Source organism: Acinetobacter legionensis, from assembly GCF_048551735.1.
Lineage (GTDB): Bacteria > Pseudomonadota > Gammaproteobacteria > Pseudomonadales > Moraxellaceae > Acinetobacter.
The window spans coordinates 23,380-41,657 of sequence record NZ_JBIMBV010000012.1 but is presented as its reverse complement, the minus strand read 5'-3'; the positions used below and the strand labels follow the sequence as shown (position 1 = coordinate 41,657).

General features: G+C 39.4%; 17 protein-coding genes. 7 read left to right on the top strand and 10 right to left on the bottom strand.

The window, feature by feature from the left end:
* Nucleotides 1–8 precede the first annotated feature (8 nt).
* Together ACG9ZL_RS12220 and ACG9ZL_RS12215 are read right to left on the bottom strand one after the other, a co-directional pair.
* A complete protein-coding gene (locus ACG9ZL_RS12220; RefSeq protein ID WP_419360169.1) occupies nucleotides 9–1,010 on the bottom strand; it encodes an AraC family transcriptional regulator in 1,002 nt (333 codons plus the stop codon).
* 90 nt (nucleotides 1,011–1,100) lie between these two features.
* Nucleotides 1,101–2,444: a spinster family MFS transporter gene (locus tag ACG9ZL_RS12215; protein WP_004721612.1), complete on the bottom strand. Its 1,344-nt coding sequence runs from the start codon at nucleotides 2,442–2,444 to the stop codon at nucleotides 1,101–1,103.
* Between the two features lie 363 nt (nucleotides 2,445–2,807).
* On the opposite strand from ACG9ZL_RS12215, the gene ACG9ZL_RS12210 reads away from it, so the two are divergent.
* From ACG9ZL_RS12210 to ACG9ZL_RS12190, 5 genes are all read left to right on the top strand, one after another.
* Entirely contained in the window at nucleotides 2,808–3,200 is a 393-nt protein-coding gene (locus ACG9ZL_RS12210; protein WP_419360167.1) for a DUF4440 domain-containing protein, read from the top strand.
* A 419-nt stretch (nucleotides 3,201–3,619) separates the two neighbouring features.
* A complete protein-coding gene (gene antA, locus ACG9ZL_RS12205) occupies nucleotides 3,620–5,035 on the top strand; it encodes an anthranilate 1,2-dioxygenase large subunit (RefSeq protein WP_419328771.1) in 1,416 nt (471 codons plus the stop codon).
* A 2-nt stretch (nucleotides 5,036–5,037) separates the two neighbouring features.
* Complete coding sequence (antB, locus tag ACG9ZL_RS12200) at nucleotides 5,038–5,529, top strand: anthranilate 1,2-dioxygenase small subunit (RefSeq protein ID WP_419360166.1); 492 nt, start codon at nucleotides 5,038–5,040, stop codon at nucleotides 5,527–5,529.
* Between the two features lie 11 nt (nucleotides 5,530–5,540).
* The gene (antC, locus tag ACG9ZL_RS12195; RefSeq protein WP_419328773.1) at nucleotides 5,541–6,572 is read left to right on the top strand and encodes an anthranilate 1,2-dioxygenase electron transfer component AntC; all 1,032 of its coding nucleotides are present in this window, start codon (nucleotides 5,541–5,543) and stop codon (nucleotides 6,570–6,572) included.
* 581 nt (nucleotides 6,573–7,153) lie between these two features.
* Nucleotides 7,154–8,212: an AraC family transcriptional regulator gene (locus ACG9ZL_RS12190; RefSeq protein WP_336954110.1), complete on the top strand. Its 1,059-nt coding sequence runs from the start codon at nucleotides 7,154–7,156 to the stop codon at nucleotides 8,210–8,212.
* A gap of 116 nt (nucleotides 8,213–8,328) precedes the next feature.
* On the opposite strand, the gene ACG9ZL_RS12185 is transcribed toward ACG9ZL_RS12190, so the two are convergent.
* From ACG9ZL_RS12185 to ACG9ZL_RS12165, 5 genes are read right to left on the bottom strand one after another with little or no spacing between them, the layout of a single operon-like run.
* On the bottom strand, nucleotides 8,329–9,276 hold the full coding sequence (locus tag ACG9ZL_RS12185; protein ID WP_419360164.1) for a SphA family protein: 948 nt from the start codon (nucleotides 9,274–9,276) through the stop codon (nucleotides 8,329–8,331).
* A 50-nt stretch (nucleotides 9,277–9,326) separates the two neighbouring features.
* Nucleotides 9,327–9,863: a flavin reductase family protein gene (locus ACG9ZL_RS12180; RefSeq protein ID WP_419360162.1), complete on the bottom strand. Its 537-nt coding sequence runs from the start codon at nucleotides 9,861–9,863 to the stop codon at nucleotides 9,327–9,329.
* 28 nt (nucleotides 9,864–9,891) lie between these two features.
* Nucleotides 9,892–11,130, bottom strand: coding sequence for a styrene monooxygenase/indole monooxygenase family protein (locus ACG9ZL_RS12175; RefSeq protein ID WP_419328810.1), 1,239 nt, complete (start codon nucleotides 11,128–11,130; stop codon nucleotides 9,892–9,894).
* Between the two features lie 55 nt (nucleotides 11,131–11,185).
* Nucleotides 11,186–11,977 (bottom strand): SDR family oxidoreductase, encoded by a 792-nt coding sequence (locus tag ACG9ZL_RS12170; protein WP_336954113.1) that lies wholly within the window; start codon nucleotides 11,975–11,977, stop codon nucleotides 11,186–11,188.
* A gap of 17 nt (nucleotides 11,978–11,994) precedes the next feature.
* Nucleotides 11,995–13,242, bottom strand: coding sequence for a dienelactone hydrolase family protein (locus tag ACG9ZL_RS12165; RefSeq protein ID WP_336954115.1), 1,248 nt, complete (start codon nucleotides 13,240–13,242; stop codon nucleotides 11,995–11,997).
* 597 nt (nucleotides 13,243–13,839) lie between these two features.
* Between ACG9ZL_RS12165 and ACG9ZL_RS12160 the strand changes: the two genes are divergently transcribed.
* Nucleotides 13,840–14,538 (top strand): DUF1826 domain-containing protein, encoded by a 699-nt coding sequence (locus ACG9ZL_RS12160; RefSeq protein ID WP_419360278.1) that lies wholly within the window; start codon nucleotides 13,840–13,842, stop codon nucleotides 14,536–14,538.
* Nucleotides 14,539–14,743: 205 nt separating this feature from the next.
* Here the strand turns inward: ACG9ZL_RS12160 and ACG9ZL_RS12155 are convergent, their stop codons facing one another.
* On the bottom strand, nucleotides 14,744–15,730 hold the full coding sequence (locus tag ACG9ZL_RS12155; RefSeq protein ID WP_419360161.1) for an AraC family transcriptional regulator: 987 nt from the start codon (nucleotides 15,728–15,730) through the stop codon (nucleotides 14,744–14,746).
* Nucleotides 15,731–16,096: 366 nt separating this feature from the next.
* Here ACG9ZL_RS12155 and ACG9ZL_RS12150 point away from each other — a divergent pair, with 366 nt between their 5' ends.
* Nucleotides 16,097–17,014 carry a LysR family transcriptional regulator gene (locus tag ACG9ZL_RS12150; RefSeq protein ID WP_336954118.1) on the top strand — a complete coding sequence of 306 codons (918 nt, stop codon included), beginning with the start codon at nucleotides 16,097–16,099 and terminating at the stop codon, nucleotides 17,012–17,014.
* Between the two features lie 60 nt (nucleotides 17,015–17,074).
* Here ACG9ZL_RS12150 and madM read toward each other — a convergent pair whose 3' ends face one another.
* Nucleotides 17,075–17,839 (bottom strand): malonate transporter subunit MadM, encoded by a 765-nt coding sequence (gene madM, locus ACG9ZL_RS12145; RefSeq protein WP_336954119.1) that lies wholly within the window; start codon nucleotides 17,837–17,839, stop codon nucleotides 17,075–17,077.
* Nucleotides 17,832–18,248: a malonate transporter subunit MadL gene (gene madL, locus ACG9ZL_RS12140; protein ID WP_336954121.1), complete on the bottom strand. Its 417-nt coding sequence runs from the start codon at nucleotides 18,246–18,248 to the stop codon at nucleotides 17,832–17,834. Before madL ends, madM begins: the two co-directional genes overlap by 8 nt.
* Nucleotides 18,249–18,278 lie beyond the last annotated feature (30 nt).

The following is an 18,278-nucleotide window of genomic DNA, read 5'->3' as shown; positions in this document are numbered from 1 at the left end:
TGTTCAGGTTACGAAAGCATTGTACTCATTTGAACAGGACTCATTTTTAAAGTTTTAGAGGGCAAACACCCATAGCGTTTTTTATACAGCGTAGAAAAATGCCCTAAACTTTGGAAGCCATGACGCAGCACAATATCCGTCACTGTTTCATTGGTTTGTGCATGCTGTAAAGCCAAATGTACCCGTTCAAGTCGCTGATCACGGATATACTCGACTGGGGTTTGTTGTAAATAGTGACTAAAGCCTTTTTGCAATGTGCGGATCGACACCTCACAACACTGGCTTAAATCCGCTAATGAAATCGGTTGTTCTAAATGATTCTGAATATATTTTTGTGCTTTTTTTAGATAGCCGGGCAAAATATGCTGTCTTTGCAAATTAAGCTGGTCACTATAGTTATTTGGAATCTTTAATAAAATCAGTTCAATTAAATACTGGGTAAAACTTGCTGAGATAAAGCTCCAATTTTGAATATGATAATAGGCATGGCACAAATAATTGAGGGTTTCAATAATCGAGTCTATGCCTTCCTCGGTACAGGACAGACTCATATCAAAGATAACCGGTTCATGACTGGTATGCCCCAACATTTTAAACAATTGGGTTTCTACATCATGTTGAGCAAGTTTTAAAATAATATTTCGGCAATGCTGATTGGTCTGGATTTGCTGTTGAGTATGTGGATGCGTAATTGACATAATCCCGACTGACTGTAGCACCTGTTGGTCTTCTATACCGACTTTACATTGGCCTTCCAGTGTCAATCGAAATAAATAAAAATCAGAAACCTCATCAATGGTGATTATCACAGGGGCACTATATTTAAGATCGTACAAGGCACAATTTCCAAAGCGAAAACCATTTAAACGGGTATTTAGCGGTTCACGCACTTCCACCTCAAAACGATGAGGGCTTAAATAATAACTGACCTGATCTTTAATGGTTTGATAATCATCCGATTTAAACAATAGCAGTTCATCCAGATAATCCAATTTGAAAAACTGTTCCATTCTTTCACTTCCTGATTATGGATTGACCAAACAAGTCACGAAGCCCATTACAAAGAATGGGTGTTGTGACTGATTGAGAACACCATTGAATTAAGAGGCATGTTCCTGCTGCATACTGGCACTAAATGCCTTACAGCCCTTTTTCAATAAGATAAATGCCAACACACATGAAATCGTACCCACGATAGACAAAGACATCCCCACCATCAGTGGATTTTCAAAAATTTTATCTGTAATCAATGCCACCAACGTGGTACCAATTCCAACTGCAACCAAATTACTGATCAGCAAAAATACAGCTGAGATTTGTGCACGCAACTGATTCGGTGCCAGCATTTGCATTGCTGTAGTTGAAATTGGCATTGGGAAAGAGGCAAAAAACATGGCAGGGACCAGAAATACCACAGAAAGCCACAGCTCATTGACTTGGGTAAAGACCATAATTGGTAAAATTAATCCCACAATTCCAATCACACCGGTAATCATTGGTGCGTCCTTACGTCCTTTTTGAATAAACCAGTCATTGAGCCAGCCTGCACAGAATACGCCAAGAATATTTGCCACCAATAACACCGTGCCTAGCATATAGCCTGCTTCTGTCGGTGTAAGGCCAAACTTACGCATGTAAAATGCTGGTGACCAACTAATCAAGCAATACAGCGCCATTGCATAGAAAGTAAAACCTAAATAATGGCAAGTAAAAGTACGACTATGTTTTTTGATAAACTTAAACGCATCTTTCATATTGGTCTTTTCAACTTGACCTTGTGCATTTAAACGCTGACCTTTACGCTGCGGTTCTCTGACCGTAAGTAACACCAGTAAACCAATAAACACCCCGGGTAAGCCCACGATAATAAATGCCGCCTGCCATGCTCTTAATGCACCAAATAAAGGAACCTGAATGGTGTCCATATTTTTAAGCAAGCCAATCACATAACCGCCGACCAGAAAAGCAATCCCTCCACCGACAAATGAACCAATTGAATAGACTGCAACAGCACGGCCTAATTTGTCCTTACTGAACATATCACTAAACATTGAATACGCTGCTGGAGATAAAGCAGCTTCGCCCACTCCAACCCCCATACGGCTTAAAAACAGTTGAATAAAGTTTTTACTTAAGCCACAGAATGCAGTTGCAATGCTCCAAAACACCACCCCGACTGCAATAATTTTTGGTCGCGAAAATCGATCTGCCAAATAGGCCAGTGGCAACCCCATAAAGGCGTAAAACAATGAAAAGGCGAGACCATGTAATAGACTAAATTGGGTATCTGACAATCCTAGATCAGCCTTAATTGGTTCAATCATCAGTGCCAGTATTTGCCGATCTATAAATGAAAATATATAAGCCAACATGCAAAGTGAAACAACATACCATGCATATGTATTTGAATGAGAGCCTGTTGACTCTGGTGAATGAGTATCCATTTTTCTTCCTTGTCCATGCATTTTTATGATTGGTATCTTTAAGAAGATGTCGCGTATTTAAGGAAATATCCATTTCCTATCCACCTTCTTGATAAAAGCTTAACCCACTATAGTTATTTTTACATGGAATTTTCCATGTTATTTTAAGTATATAGTTATACCTTTTACTTCACAATGCTCAACTTGAACAAATTTATTTTATTTAAAGTATTATATATCAATAAGATAATCTATTTTACAAATTGGAAATTATTTTTTGGAAGGTTCTTGAAACATACGTTAAAAATTTAATTTTAAAATAATATTGAATTTTACATTTATTTTTACATAATATAGAAAATAAACCTCTCATAGGAAATGGATATGCCGCTGTCAAAACAAGATGCAATTGAAAGTATACATAGCATGCACGTACTGATTGAACGTATTTTTAACGGGAAACATACAGAACAAGATCTTCCCCTACTTATTGAATATTTTTCCGATCATTTTGAGATGGTCGGTGCAGCTGGAAAGCGCTTGTCCTTAGCCGATGTCAAAGGTCTGTTTAGCAATAATCAGGGCAAGATGCCAGATCTACAGATCGAAATTTATGATGAACAAATTTTGATGCAAACTGAACAAAGCATTGTTCTCACCTATACTGAAAAACATACCAAGGAATCAGGAGTTCTAGTTCGACGTTCATGTGCGCTTATTGAAGAAATTCAAGGAAAAATGCAGTGGAGCTATTTACAGGAAACTTTTTTACCTTAAATAATTGTCAGTCATAATAACTTCATTTTTCAATGCAACGCTTTAAGTTCAATAAGATATCAATTTAGAATATAAATGATCGAGTTGCGACTTAAAGCTTAGACACTGCTTTTAGCAAATACTTTGTCTGTTTTCATCCCCATCATTAAAAATTTTACTTAAAAACAAAATTACGGTGAAGTCCAATTCAAAATAGTCGCAAACATAGACGAATTGTCAACAGATCCTATTTATTTCAAAAGTATGCATCTTGTTATGTATAAAACAGATTGAAAAATCCTGTCGCAATCTCCTCCACAAAAATGTATCCAAACATTTAATCTGCATAAAGTGGATAAACACATGGAAAATCTGGATAGAGCCCTTCTTTAAATCGCGGTTCAATCAAACAAAGGACTGATTGAATAGAGGAAGAGCCCATGACTGCACGTAACCTCGCCGAATGGCAAAATTTTGTACACAGCTGTATCGATTTTCGACCAAATGATGGTGTTTATCGAATAGCTCGCGATATGTTTACCGAACCAGAACTATTTGATCTCGAAATGGAACTCATTTTTGAAAAGGTCTGGATTTATGCTTGCCATGAAAGTGAAATTGCCAATAACAATGATTTCATTACAGTACAGATTGGCCGACAACCAATCATTATCAGCCGTGATGGTAAAGGCGAACTACATGCCATGGTCAATGCCTGTGAGCATCGTGGTGCAACCTTGACCCGTGTGGCCAAAGGCAATCAGTCTGTATTCACCTGCCCGTTTCATGCTTGGTGTTATAAGTCGGATGGGCGTTTGGTTAAGGTCAAAGCGCCAAATGAATATTGTGAAGATTTTGATAAATCCAGCCGTGGTTTAAAACAAGGCCGTATTGCCAGCTATCGTGGATTTGTTTTTGTCAGTCTGGATACTCAGGCCACAGATTCACTGGAAGACTTTTTAGGTGATACTAAAGTGTTCCTTGACTTGATGGTTGATCAATCACCAACAGGTGAGCTTGAAGTATTACAAGGTAAATCTGCTTATACTTTTGCAGGTAACTGGAAACTACAAAATGAAAATGGTCTGGATGGCTATCATGTTAGTACCGTGCATTATAACTATGTTTCCACCGTTCAACATCGCCAGCAAGTTAACGCAGCCAATGGCAGTGAACTTGACACACTTGATTATAGTAAATTAGGTGCGGGTGATGCCGAAACAGATGATGGCTGGTTTAGCTTTAAAAATGGACATAGTGTGCTGTTTAGTGATATGCCAAATCCAGCGGTACGTCCTGGTTATGATATGGTGATGCCTTATCTGCTGGAAAGGTTTGGGGAAAAACGCGCTAAATGGGCCATGCATCGTTTACGTAACCTCAACCTTTATCCAAGCCTGTTCTTTATGGATCAGATCAGTTCACAACTGCGTATTGTCCGTCCTGTGGCGTGGAATAAAACCGAAGTCATCAGCCAATGTATTGGTGTCAAAGGTGAATCAGCGGAGGCACGTCGTAACCGTATTCGTCAGTTTGAAGACTTTTTCAATGTATCAGGACTGGGTACGCCAGATGATCTAGTGGAATTCCGCGAACAACAAAAAGGCTTTCAGGGTCGTTTAGAACGCTGGAGTGATATCTCACGCGGTTATCACCAATGGAATTATGGCCCATCACAAAATTCACAAGATCTTGGTATTGAACCCGTGATCACAGGGCGTGAATTTACTCATGAAGGGCTATATGTCAACCAGCATGGTCACTGGCAACGCCTGCTCCTCAATGGGCTCAATAAAAAAGCACTTAAGATGCAAGAAGTCACTTTTTTAAATCAATCTGTTATGGATGAGGTGTAACCATGTCTCTAGAACTTCATTTTGCAGTGTCTCAATTCCTGTATAAAAAGGCAGAACTGTGTGATCGCTATGATTGGGATGCTTACCTCGAACTCTATGATGAAGACAGCGAATATCATATCCCACAATGGATTGATGACCATCACTACGTTCAAGATCCCAATCAAGGCTTGTCCTATATTTATTACCCCGATCGTTCAGGACTTGAAGATCGTGTGTTCCGTATCCGCACTGGAAAAGCAGCTTCTGCAATGCCTTTACCGCGCACTCAACATAATATTCACAATGTACAAGTAAAGACTCAGGAAGATGGTTTGGTTGAGGCAAAGGTAAGTTGGCGCACGCTTTATAATCGTCAGGGCCTTGAAGGATGCTTTTATGGTCATGCCACTTATTTGCTCCGTCCAACTGAAGATAGCTTCCGTATTCGTCGTCAACACAGTGTATTGCTTAATGACATGATAGATTCGGTTCTCGATTTCTATCACGTCTAAGGAGAAATACAATGAGTCATTCTGTTGCACTCAACTTTGCCGATGGTAGAACATTTTTTATCGCGGTACAGGAAGACGAATTACTGTTGGATGCAGCGGTTCGTCAAGGAATCCACCTCCCGCTCGACTGCCGCGAAGGTGTTTGTGGAACCTGTCAGGGAAAATGTGAAACGGGTATTTATGAACAAGAATATGTCGATGAGGATGCATTAAGCGAACGTGATTTGGCTGAACGTAAAATGCTAGCTTGCCAAACACGGGTTAAGTCTAATGCCGCTTTTTATTTCGATCATAGTTCTGAAATCTGTAATGCGGGTGAAACTTTAAAAATTACCACGGTGGTTACTGCTGTTGAATTGGTTTCAGAAACCACCGCGATCTTGCATCTCGATGCCAGTAGTTTTGACAAAGAACTGAATTTCTTACCGGGTCAATACGCACATTTACAAATTCCAGAGACTGACGATTGGCGTTCTTATTCATTTGCCAATCGTCCCAATGCCAACAATCAACTTCAGTTTTTAATTCGTCTGCTGCCAGATGGTGTAATGAGTAATTATCTCAGAGAACGTTGTCAGATCGGACAAAGCCTGATGATGGAAGCACCTTTAGGTAGTTTTTACCTACGTGAAGCTGAACGCCCTCTGATCTTTATTGCAGGTGGTACAGGCTTATCGGCTTTTTTAGGTATGCTCGATAATATTGCGGATCAACCAAATCAACCCTCAGTGCAACTGTATTATGGTGTCAATACAGAAGCCGATCTATGTGAACAAAAGCGTTTGATCGCCTATGCAGAAAAGATCAAAGACTTTAGTTATTATCCGATCATTTCAAGCGCCTCAGAACGATGGCAAGGAAAATCAGGCTATATCCATCAACATCTGGATAAACAACAACTTCAACAACAACGCTTCGACATGTACTTATGTGGCCCGCCACCGATGATCGAAGCCGTTAAATCTTGGCTAGATGAGCAATCTATCGAAGATTGTTCGATTTACAGTGAGAAATTCTTACAGAGCAATACGGTTAGAACTTAGTTTTAACAACAAAATGCGTGTCATATCTTAAGATATGACACCAACTCACATCAGGGTTAAGCTCAAGATGATTCTAATCTTAATTGGGCAAAAAAACTTATTAAATAGCGAGATCATAGAATGATTTATTGATGGAATTTGGATATTTTTTCTACATGGCCTGAATATTTCAGTTTGGTGATATCCTGATATTTAAAATAATATGAGGATTTTTAATATAACTATATTATTCAATTAGTTAAATCAATAAAAACAACCAAAAACAAATTGATCATTTTAGTCAGATTTGCTATACATAGAGATAGATCTTAAGGAATAGGATCATATAAAGAGTACAAAGCATGATCAATGCTATCCTTTATTTTTTTAAAAATACTATGACGTTTTTATTGATTTGATCACGCCAAACTAGACTAAAAATATGTTGTATCGAGGTATTTTACTTGGTCTATTTTTTGCTTAACTCTTTATATCACTGCCAGCCACTTAAAGTTTTAAGTATTGTTTAGTGCATTTTTAATCAGGTCATCATGTGACATAAAGATTAGCTGTAATAAACAAGCCAGCCAAAAGGAATATTTATGAGTCAGGTCGATCCTACTATGGAATTCAATGGACGTCATTTACAGCAATGCCCCATTTTTTCATCACAAAACTTAGTCTTTCACCATCAAGACTTGGGCGAAACCTGCAAAAGTGTTGGGCAAATCTTCAAACCACATCTATTAAAAATCGTACAACAGCAACATGATTTTCACTCATCCATGCACCATCTTAAAGCAGGACGATTATCCATCAGTCGTCTTGAATACAGTGCCGATGTCTATATTGAACCTGACCATTTAGAAAAATTTTATCTGATTCAAATCCCAACACAGGGATATGCAGAAATTGAAATGAATCAACAAAAATTTATTTCTTATCCGCAAGTTGCCTCTCTAATTTCACCCGAACAATCGCTAAAAATGCGCTGGCATGCCAACTCCCCACAGCTGATTCTCAAAATTGATAAAGATGACCTTTTACAGCACTGCCGCCAGCATCTTCCAGACGCACAGCAGCACCCTCCTATTTTTGAACCCAAGCTTGATCTTTCTACCCAAGGCGGTGCTTATTTTTTCCAATTGATGCGTACATTGATGGATGCACTTGCTTGTGAACAACATCCCTTACATCACCCAATGGCATTTAAGCAATTTGAATCCAGTCTATTCAATGCCCTGATTTACGGCCAAGCCAACAGCTTATTGCATCAAATCGATCAGTACAGAGAAAAAGCCATTTCACCTTATTTTGTCAAACGTACTGAAGCCTATATGCGTGAAAATCTACACGCAAATTTAACCATTGAACAATTGGCTGAACAGGCAGGCGTAAGCGTACGTACATTATTTGCAGGATTTAAAAGCTTTTTAAACACCACTCCAATGTCATACTTAAAAGAATTGCGTTTTGAACAAGCGCATATGGAACTCCTACAAAATGAGCATGTCTCAGTCACAGATGTCGCGTTTAAATGGGGCTTTAGTCATCTTGGGCGTTTTTCTCAGGAATATAAACGTCGTTATGGTGAATTACCCTCTTGTACACGCCGTAGCACCCTTGAACAGCAAGATCTCAGGTTTAAGCCATATTCTTAAGCAACCGATGAGATTTAGTTAAAGAGATTTTATTGAATATAAAAAGTTAAAAACCTATTTAGACGTATCTAAATAGGTCAAGTATATCTGTCAGGATATTGCCATAGCGTTTCACATCAGAAGTGATGAATATAACGTAATTGCAAACGAGTTCCTTCAGGACGATTTTTTGCATCCTGTTCAAAATAGGCATTTGTCACGATATGATCATGTTTAGAAAAGCTATACATCGCCCCCGGTCCAATCGCCCACACTTGTTCACGTGTGCCTGTTAATTTTTCACCCTCTACTTCCGTGTCAGTAATTTGCTTGAGCCAGTAACCATTGATCCCTAAGCGTAATTGTGGTGTAAGCGCATAGTCTGTTGCAAAATTGGCATGGATTGCTTGCCCTGCCTGAATATCATCTGCAAGACCGAAGCTATAATTTGGATCATCATTTTTAAAATTGTACAAATAGTGCAGACGTGTAGAAACCGTCCACTTTGGATTAAACCAATAAGTTGCTGCCCAGTATGGATCAAATGAGACAGCATTATTGCCCGGATTAATATTTTTATTCTGATCATATTTCCCTGTCGGTAAATTGACCTGAAATTCAAAACGTTGTACAAATTTAGGACCATCTTTGCCCATGACTGGGTCAAACTGGATAAATGGCCCAATCATCAGATCACCAAAACCCCCTTGGGCTTTAATCGCAGCATTATTTAAACCATCCTCCATATCCATTTTGCTGACAAATGGAATCAGTAAATTCAATCCTAACGATGTGTGTTCACCTACACGCACATCGGACAGATAACTAACTTGTTCAACAATGACTTGAAAATTTAAGTCGGTCTTGGGTAAAGCTAACCGATGAGCTTGATTGTCTTTTAACTTGTTCGAATCATAATTTTGCAGATAAGTTTGAGAATACCATCCCGGCCCAGCAGGCAGTCCACCATCCAGAAAACTGGTCATGCCCAGATTCACCGTCGGCAAGTCATATGCCTGTGCTGCAACCGCTGTTAAGACCACTGTTCCAGCAAGAAAACCTCTTTTGATCACATTATTTTTCATTTTCGATCCCCGAAAAAAATCACGATCAAAATTGATCGTGATTGTTGCTGTTAAATACTCAGTTCTGGATGTGCTGCAGCAATACGATACTTGCCCGCATGAAACACCAAAGGCTCACCAATACGATGTTGATAATGTTCAATCTGACCAATAAAAATCAGATGATCCCCCCCTTCATATTGATTTACGTTTTTACATACCAATGTTGCCAATACATCTTCTAGTAACGGTAAACCGCGCTCACACTCACGATGTGCAATGTTGGCAAACTTATCCTCTGAACCACGGGCAAAATGCCCTGAAAGTGAGTGATGTTCTTGTGCCAGCATATGAATTGCAAAATATTCGGCCTCAGTAAAATCTAATAAACTTGGTGCAGTCTTTGACAAACTCCATAAAATCAGCGGAGGATCGAGTGATAGTGAAGAAAACGAGTTGGCTGTCATCCCAACTTTTCGTCCATCTCGTCCACGGGTTGTAATCACCGTAACCCCTGTAGCGAACTGCCCTAACAGGTTGCGAATTTCTCTTGGATTTTCCGTATCAATCGGTTTTAAATCCAGTTCCTGCGATGTGTTGATATTCATAACATTCACCTTTGACTTTGCTTCCCTGTTAAGCCACTTTTTGACAGCTTTTCGATTCGATAAAACGCTGCGCCTGTTCTGGATCAAACCACCATGGGGCAAAATTGCGTGGATTATCAAAATTATTGGCAATACTCGAAGCAATGGCATGGTTCTGCTCAGCCGCCGCCAAAAGCTCAATCATGTGCGGTTGTGGTGGCAACAATAAACTGTTGGTCCAAGCCACGACTTTTTCGGCATATGCCCAATAACGTTCAAATGTCTGTTGCATCCATTCATCTGTAAATGTTTGATTGTCATGCGCTAAAATGGCATCGAAATAAATTTTGCTACACTTGGCGGCATTGTTTGAACCTTGCCCAGTGATTGGGTCGTTCACCACTAACGCATCGGCCATACCAAAAACTTTACGACCAGATGGCAGGGTTAATATCGGTTTACGCACTCCCGGTGGAAAACGTCCAGACAGATAGCCACCAGCGTCGGTTAATTCAATATTTTCACAACGTGCTGCTTCCCAAGGCACATATTTGTTTAAAATATCTTTACTCATTTGCAAATGCTGTTCTGGTGTTTTTGCATCTTGCCAGCAATCCATCGGCCCACCGGGAATGCCTTCAAACACCATAATTTCACAAGCACCTGTAACTGTAAGCGCAGGAAAACAGAAATATTCACCCACTTCTGGAATTACGTTAAAAGTCACACGTGAATACGGCGACATTTGCTTCATACCTGTCACATAGGTCAAGGCAAGCGCGCGTTGTGGCTTATCAAAACAACTACGCGCTTCATCACGCTCGAACTGTTTAACCACTTCCCCCTTACCTGCGGCCAGTAAGACCAGCTCATATTCAGCAGTGAGCTGTTCCAGTTCCTCTATCCCAACATCTTGAATAATCAACTGACCACCACGATGCTCAAACATTTCCATCCAGTACGGCATCTTGACGCGCTGATCTACCGATTGTGCATAACGCTCCAATCGCGCACTCCATGCAAAGGCAGGCTGTTTTGTTTCTGGGTTGACCAGTGTAAATCCAATCCCTTCCACCGCTGGACATTGCTCTTCCCAAAAATTAAGTCCAACATCACGCTCTGTTTGCAAGGCTGTGTGAAACATACACTGACTTGACATGACTTTGCCCTGACGAATTTCATCACCAGTACGGTTGGTGACAATCGTCACCTCATAACCTGTGTCTAATAATCCTAAACCGAGCTGCAATCCAGATTGACCAGCTCCTACTATAGCGATACGACGCATCATGGTTCTCCCATATTTTTTAATTCATTGAGTGTTTTAAATGTTTGATTTGCTATCACGCGTCATCGGCTAAACGTGGAATAGCAGGTTGATTCCCTTCAGGCCCCATAACGGAGTAACCACCATCGACGGAATAATCTGCGCCTGTCACAAAACTTGCGGCTGGCGAGAGTAAAAACAGCACCACATTGGCCACTTCTTCGGGATGACCTAGACGTCCCAGCAAGTGGTAGTCAGCTGCTACGGCATCAGCTTTGCTTCGGTTATTGCCACTAACTTCAGCAATCACCCGTGACCATGTCCAACCAGGTGATACCGAATTAACCCGAACCCCATCTGCTGCAAAATCCATCGCCATGGACTGGGTAAGTTGTCGCATCGCTGCTTTTGAAACGGGATAAAGCCAGCGCCCTGTTTGCGCAAATTTGGCGGAGATCGAGGTGAAATTGACAATCGCACCATGCTTGGTTTTTAAATCTTGATAAAACGCACGGGTCAGTTCGACTGCTGAAAGCAGATTAATATTCAATGCTTGTAGCCAGTCTTCACGTGAGGATTTAAAGCCATCATCCAGATAGGTACAGGCCAGATTGACCAAATAATCAACTTTGCCAAAGCTGTCGTGAATTGTTTTTACTGCGTTTACAATCGCCACATCACTGCTTAAATCAGTTTGAATAAATTGCGCCTGCCCATGCATGGCATCCGCCACTTGCTGCCCTTGTTGGTCAATATCCAGAATAATGACTTTTGCGCCTGCATCGACCAATGCTTGAACCACGGCCTGACCAATCAGGGTGGCGCCACCACTGACCACAGCGATTTTCTGATTCAATTGAATATCCATATTCCACTCCTAGATAGTTAAAACGATTTGCCTTCGCTGCTTGACCAAGATGGCATGAGGGTATTGGATGGCAAATCTTCATCCAGTAGTTTTTGAGCAGTTTCTACACCAGCAACAGGTAGCCCTTTAGGATTGAGTAATCCAATTTGAACCAGAACGGATGCCTGATCCCAGTAGATATGTTCATGGCATAGTTTTGGGCCACGGAACTGGATCACACCCAGCATAGGAATCTCAACATACTTTTCTGTTGGCGCGACACCCGGCAGTAACCAGTCAATTTCACTGTCATGGGTAAAACTCATAATGAATTCATCCACCACCTGTGTTGAACCAACAGTGCGTGAGATCGACGTGATCTTCATATCTTTAGGATTTTGATGAACGAAGTGATATTGATAGAAGCGGGCAAGTTGGCTATATCCCACACCACCTGTCAATGTTGGAATATGATTGACATAGGGTTGCGCCACCATGGTTGCCATAGTGGCAGGTACATCGCGTGTATCAAATTCATAACGGATATGCGCTTCCCAAAGTGCAACCAAATCATAAACTGGTCCGATACTTTGATGCAGTGCGGTAATACTGCGTTCATGAGCAAAACGTGCGGAGGGTTTGTGATAATGTTCGCTATTTGGTCGGGCAAAGGCATGATCTACACCCTCATAGACATAAGCCTGAACATTGCTATATTGGGCGGTAGCATCCAGAATCTTTTGGCGTGCCTCTGGCGGTGTAAACTTGTCTAATGCAGCAATATGTAAAACTACTCGCCCTTTGGCATTTTCAAGTTCATCGAGTGTCTTCTCGATTCCTACCCCGTAATAACCCACAGCACAGGCCACTTCAGGAATACGACAACCTGCCAGATACGCCAGTTTTCCACCCAGACAATATCCCACGACACCTAAGCCTGCACTGGCATCGCAACTCTCTAAAGTTTTGAGAAAATTCAAGCTATCTTGAATATCTTCGACACCTTGATCTTCATCATAGTGTTGATAAAGCTCGAAGGCTTTTTGAAAATCTTGCTCGGTATAACCCAGTTCAATGCGGGGTGCAGTACGCCAGAATAAATCTGGAACCAATACGGTATAGCCTTCCTCAGCCAAAAAATCAGCCTTGATACGCATTGCTGCATTCACACCAAAAATTTCCTGACACAGTACAATTCCAGGCCCTTTTCCGCCTTCTGCACTTGCCAAATACCCAGCAAATGACTTCCCTGTTTGTGTTTTTACTTCAATATATTGACCTGACATTTCATCCATTCCAGACCTAACCGTTAGCGTTATCATGTCTGTGAAAGGTATTTAACGTCTGTCCAAAATCTGCGAGGATTATCCAATCAGTGCGGAATACTATGAAAGATGCAAATTCATTGCATAAAATTTATTTTAGAAATCATTAGATCTTTTTCATAAATCAAAAAATGAGCATATTGAGCGAATCGTTTTGATATTGAAATTACCTTTGGGCTGAGACGAGGATGAGAGGGCTTTTATGTTGAATTATGGTTTTAATAAGGACTTATGATATAAGCTGATTGTCACTTTTTATAAATATCTTGTCATCTACTATTCTGAACAACATTATCTTAAACAAGATTTTGCTCACCAGATCAGAAAGCCATAGTTAAATAAATAAATCTGCAATTTTGCAAAACTTCTCAATAGAACTCATTATTAAAACCATCTCACTTAGCAATACATTGCAACAATACCCTGTTGTTCAGTAAGCTATGTCTAACGCTACATGTAATGCACGCTTCTGTGTGATTCGTCCCAACTTCTATAAAGCTGATTCTACCAAGCTGAGTGAATATATTAGACATGGTTTCTGATTTATTAAATTCTAATATGCAGCCTGCATTTTCTGACAACAATCAAGTTCGTGTAGTAACGACTTTTTCAGAACTTATAAATACGACATTTCAAGGCGAGATAAATGCTATTTGTTGGAACAGAGATTTGCTGGGTGATTTTAAAGAAATTGTGTCTAAACTTGAATTAAAAGAAAATATTACCGAAGTTTCTACTGAAGATCTTTTAGCATTACAACTTTCAGAAAAAGGAATTCTAGCAAGAGATATCATCTTAAGGGATATACAGCTTCTAACTGATTTCGGCGCATCGCCTTCACTGAATTTACTTAAACATTATGAACGGGACCAAGATCTGGATTTCATTTCTACAGATGTGTATTCGTTTCATGTTGATCGTTCGCCCATTGAAACAGATACTTTTTTATGTACCTATCATGGCACTGCCAGTGACATCATCTCCAATGATCAAGTAGAACAAAAGATTTTAATTCCAGAAATCAGGGAAGAGCTTAAAGCATTACATGACGGTCCTGAAGCAGAATTTGAAACCTTTCTGCAAGAGTATTTTTTTGATCTGCATTACCAGCCAAAACCCGACTCAGAACCTGTAAACCTAGGATCAGGACATCTTTGGCGCTTAGCAGTAGATCATCCAACACAACAGGTTTTACCTTGCGTTCATCGAGCGCCCATTGAAAAGGATGGCGAGTATAGGTTGTTGTTAATTTGTTAGATCAGCATCTGATCTATAGAGAAAAATTGCTTCTCGATATGACAAGTTTAAAAAGAATGATTAAAGCACCAGTTTGTAAAGAATGCTGATTAATTCCATTTTAAAATAATCAACGACTCGTACTTTAAGTAAGAGATTAAAGTAGTTTATTAGCGCTTTTAAATTTTGGATAAAATCAGTTTAAAAGCACGAATATATTAACAAATTATATTTTTACTCGATTCTTAGTTTCACTTGGATTCTCTCCAAATTCTTCACGATATTCATGTGAAAAACGACCCAAGTGATTAAATCCCCAATCAAAAGCTAATTTTGAAATGGAAATATTTTTATCCATAGAGGTACTTAAAGTCTTATAAACTTGTTTTAAACGATATCTACGTAAAAAAGTCAAAGGACTTGTTCCATAATACTGTTGAAATTCAGCATATAATTTAGACTTTGATACGCCAGCTAATCTTAGCAGATCTTCTGCACGAATCTCTTCATGGGCATACTTCTGAATATAGTCGCACACCTTACGTAAGTATTCTGGCGCTTGTTGATCAGATAAGGATCTTAACAAGCTCGAATAATTATTTTCTTGCGAGAGTAATAAAGCTTTAATCAGGAAATTTTCATAATCCTCTGACCAAAGTTGTAAGCCCTGCATACTTTTGTATTGAGATCGAAGCAACAAAAAATGATCAATATTTTGCCACCACATCCCGATCCCCTGATCAATATTCAAACTCATTTCAGGATTGAAAACCACGGGCTCTTCAACAGACTGTCGTAGTAATTCGCCTAACACCTTCTGCATACTTTTCTCAGGAATAACCACTTGATATTTTTTACAATCTTTATCAATCGCTAAATCTTGTAAATCTGCATTAGATAAAATTAGCCCTTTATCGGTACTAGAAATATAATTGGTACCATTTATGGCTAAAGTCTGCTTACCTTGGATCGGTAAACTAATACTATATGCTCTTAAATTAGACGTGTTAATGAGTACATTTGCGCCATAACTGACCTTACCGATTGCCATACGCTTGTGGGGTAATCGAATCCCTTCATAATGAAAATCTAAGACATTTCGACCACATGTATCTAAATGGTGCTCCCCACATATTGAGGACATTAAACTGTGTGCAAATTCTGCCTGACGGGAATAGTGATTTAGATCCATCTCTTGGCTTAGTGATAACATATTCTTTTCACCTAGCTAACACTCAATATTTGTTTTAATTAGCAAATTATGCGCCAATCTCTTTTATTTAAAATATTGAGTAGTATCCATTTATAAACAATGTACAAAATCAATTTTGTATCATTCTTTATAACAAATTTAATTGAGAACTTATATACTATTTGGGTATGTAATTTTCACGTAAAAGTACCCTTTGAATAGACTCCAAAATTCTAGACATATACAACTAAAAGGTGTCTAAAAAATCAGTGGGTATTCAGTGTTGTGGTTCCATCAGCATATAAATTTTTGTATTTTTGTCATAACCAAACACATCATTGACAATCAATTTTATCTATAATATTCAATAAAAAATGGATTTGTGAAATGAAAATTGATGAAGAGTTAACCTTAAAAAAAATCCAGATATTTCTCGCTTTTATGCGTTGTGGTAGTTTATCTAAGACCGCTGCTGAAATGGACCTCAGTAATGTCAGTGTACACAAAGCCCTACATTCCTTAGAAAGTGCATTGCATTGCCCTCTGTTTAAAAATGAAGGGCGTCTACTTATTCCATTAAAAAGTGCCTATGTTTTACAAGAACACGCACAAAAAATTGTGCAAGATATTGTCATCACAGTAAATAAAACTCGTGAAGCAGCAGGCTTTGCTGCTAAAGTACTCAATCTAGGCTCGCTCTACTCGTTAACAGTCAATACTTTACCAAGTGTGATCAGTGGTTTAAAACTACGTCGCGGTGAACTGGATATTCAACTGTTATTAAGTTCTAATCGTGACTTGGTTAAAAAACTTAAGGCGACCGAACTGGATGCGATTATTGTTGCACTCAATGAGACGACGCAAGATCAAGTTTTTGAACATTTATCTATGTTTGAAGATGAAATTTTTTTAGCAGTCAATAAAAATTCAACTTATGCCCAATATCCAGAAATTGATTTAAGTCTTCTTAAAAATGAAACTTTTTTGACCTTAGCAAAAGGGTTTGCTACTCGCAGTGATAGTGATGTTATTTTTGAGAAAGCAGGAATTGACCCAAAAGTTTTCTTAGAAGTCAGTGATATATTCACCTTGATTAGTATGGTCAGCTCGGGGGTTGGGTTTGCTTTATTGCCAGGACGTATTTCTACCATTTATGAAAGTTCCGTCAAACTTATCCCACTACACACTTCTTATAAAATTAAGCAAGAGATTGGCTTGGTATTTTTAAAAAGTAAAGAACGTGATCCAAATTTACTGGCTCTGATCGCTGAATGCCGAATGTTTACCAAAAAGCTGCGACACTAAAAAATAAAGGCAGTTCACCTTGTCAGGAGAATTGCCTTTTTTAATTTTACACGGTGGATTTTAGCCGACCAGTAGTTTGACACATAAGTATAGAATTGTAGGTCCCATCAAACAACCTAATCCTGTATGAAAAGTTGCAGTTAATGCACCATATGGAACTAAACGGCGATCTGTTGCTGCCAAACCTGCGGATACACCACTCACAGTTCCTGCAAGGCCACCAAAAATCATAGCAGAACGAGGATTATCTAAGCCCATAAATTTGGCAGTCATTGGAGTAGACACCATCACACAAATTGCTTTAACCAAGCCTGTCGCAATAGATAAAGCCATCACTTCTGAACTTGCACCAATTGCAGCCCCCGTAACAGGACCAACAATATAAGTCACTGCACCTGCACCAATGGTAGTGATACTGACTGCATCACGATAACCAAATAACCATGCAAAAATACACCCTACGATAAATGGTAAAATCGTGCCTAAAAATAGTGCGAGGACACCAATAAAGCCTGCTTTCTTTGCTTCTGATGCTTGCACTTCAAATGCAGTCGCAACAATTGCAAAATCACGCAGCATTGCCCCCCCCATCAAACCAACACCTGCAAATAATGCAATATCGGTGATACCCTTTTGACCGCCTGTGACACTACCACCGACATAAGCCAGAATTAAACCAATCACAATTGCGATTGCAGATGCATGTACTCGCCCTTTAGTCAAATATTTAGAAAGCTTTGTAGAGAGCCACATAATCAATGCGACTAGAGCAAATGCAGTGACTAATCCAAGATGAGTTAAACCGCTTAAAATCGTTTCAGCCATGAGCTTTGCCTCCTAACTCTGCCAAATTAAACTCTTCTTCTTTTGGAAGAGGCTCACCTTTTTTATAATGACTCAGACCTGCAATTGTGAGGGTGCAAACGATAACAGTGGCGACGGCAGCAAAAATTGCCATATGCCCACTTGAAACTGCTGAAATCACATTTTGTTGTGCTGCCATTGCAACCACAATCGGGATATACATGGTTCCCCAAAATACCACCCCTTTTTCAGTTTCTATGGTCATTAGACCACGCTTATCCATCCATATACGAATAAAAATAAGTAAAATCATGGCAATACCAACACCACCAACATTAGATTTTACGCCAAATAATACGCCCAACATATCACCTACAACGACACCAACCAGTGTACAGAGTGCAAGCAAACCAACTCCATATATAATCATGATAAATTCCTTGTTTCCTTTGACATTTTT

Bases quoted from the DNA above. Each gene is read 5' to 3' on its own strand.
- ACG9ZL_RS12220 (WP_419360169.1), bottom strand. From the start codon at position 1,010: ATGGAACAGTTTTTCAAATTGGATTATCTGGATGAACTGCTATTGTTT.
- ACG9ZL_RS12215 (WP_004721612.1), bottom strand. From the start codon at position 2,444: ATGGATACTCATTCACCAGAGTCAACAGGCTCTCATTCAAATACATAT.
- ACG9ZL_RS12210 (WP_419360167.1), top strand. From the start codon at position 2,808: ATGCCGCTGTCAAAACAAGATGCAATTGAAAGTATACATAGCATGCAC.
- antA (WP_419328771.1), top strand. From the start codon at position 3,620: ATGACTGCACGTAACCTCGCCGAATGGCAAAATTTTGTACACAGCTGT.
- antB (WP_419360166.1), top strand. From the start codon at position 5,038: ATGTCTCTAGAACTTCATTTTGCAGTGTCTCAATTCCTGTATAAAAAG.
- antC (WP_419328773.1), top strand. From the start codon at position 5,541: ATGAGTCATTCTGTTGCACTCAACTTTGCCGATGGTAGAACATTTTTT.
- ACG9ZL_RS12190 (WP_336954110.1), top strand. From the start codon at position 7,154: ATGAGTCAGGTCGATCCTACTATGGAATTCAATGGACGTCATTTACAG.
- ACG9ZL_RS12185 (WP_419360164.1), bottom strand. From the start codon at position 9,276: ATGAAAAATAATGTGATCAAAAGAGGTTTTCTTGCTGGAACAGTGGTC.
- ACG9ZL_RS12180 (WP_419360162.1), bottom strand. From the start codon at position 9,863: ATGAATATCAACACATCGCAGGAACTGGATTTAAAACCGATTGATACG.
- ACG9ZL_RS12175 (WP_419328810.1), bottom strand. From the start codon at position 11,130: ATGCGTCGTATCGCTATAGTAGGAGCTGGTCAATCTGGATTGCAGCTC.
- ACG9ZL_RS12170 (WP_336954113.1), bottom strand. From the start codon at position 11,977: ATGGATATTCAATTGAATCAGAAAATCGCTGTGGTCAGTGGTGGCGCC.
- ACG9ZL_RS12165 (WP_336954115.1), bottom strand. From the start codon at position 13,242: ATGTCAGGTCAATATATTGAAGTAAAAACACAAACAGGGAAGTCATTT.
- ACG9ZL_RS12160 (WP_419360278.1), top strand. From the start codon at position 13,840: ATGCAGCCTGCATTTTCTGACAACAATCAAGTTCGTGTAGTAACGACT.
- ACG9ZL_RS12155 (WP_419360161.1), bottom strand. From the start codon at position 15,730: ATGTTATCACTAAGCCAAGAGATGGATCTAAATCACTATTCCCGTCAG.
- ACG9ZL_RS12150 (WP_336954118.1), top strand. From the start codon at position 16,097: ATGAAAATTGATGAAGAGTTAACCTTAAAAAAAATCCAGATATTTCTC.
- madM (WP_336954119.1), bottom strand. From the start codon at position 17,839: ATGGCTGAAACGATTTTAAGCGGTTTAACTCATCTTGGATTAGTCACT.
- madL (WP_336954121.1), bottom strand. From the start codon at position 18,248: ATGATTATATATGGAGTTGGTTTGCTTGCACTCTGTACACTGGTTGGT.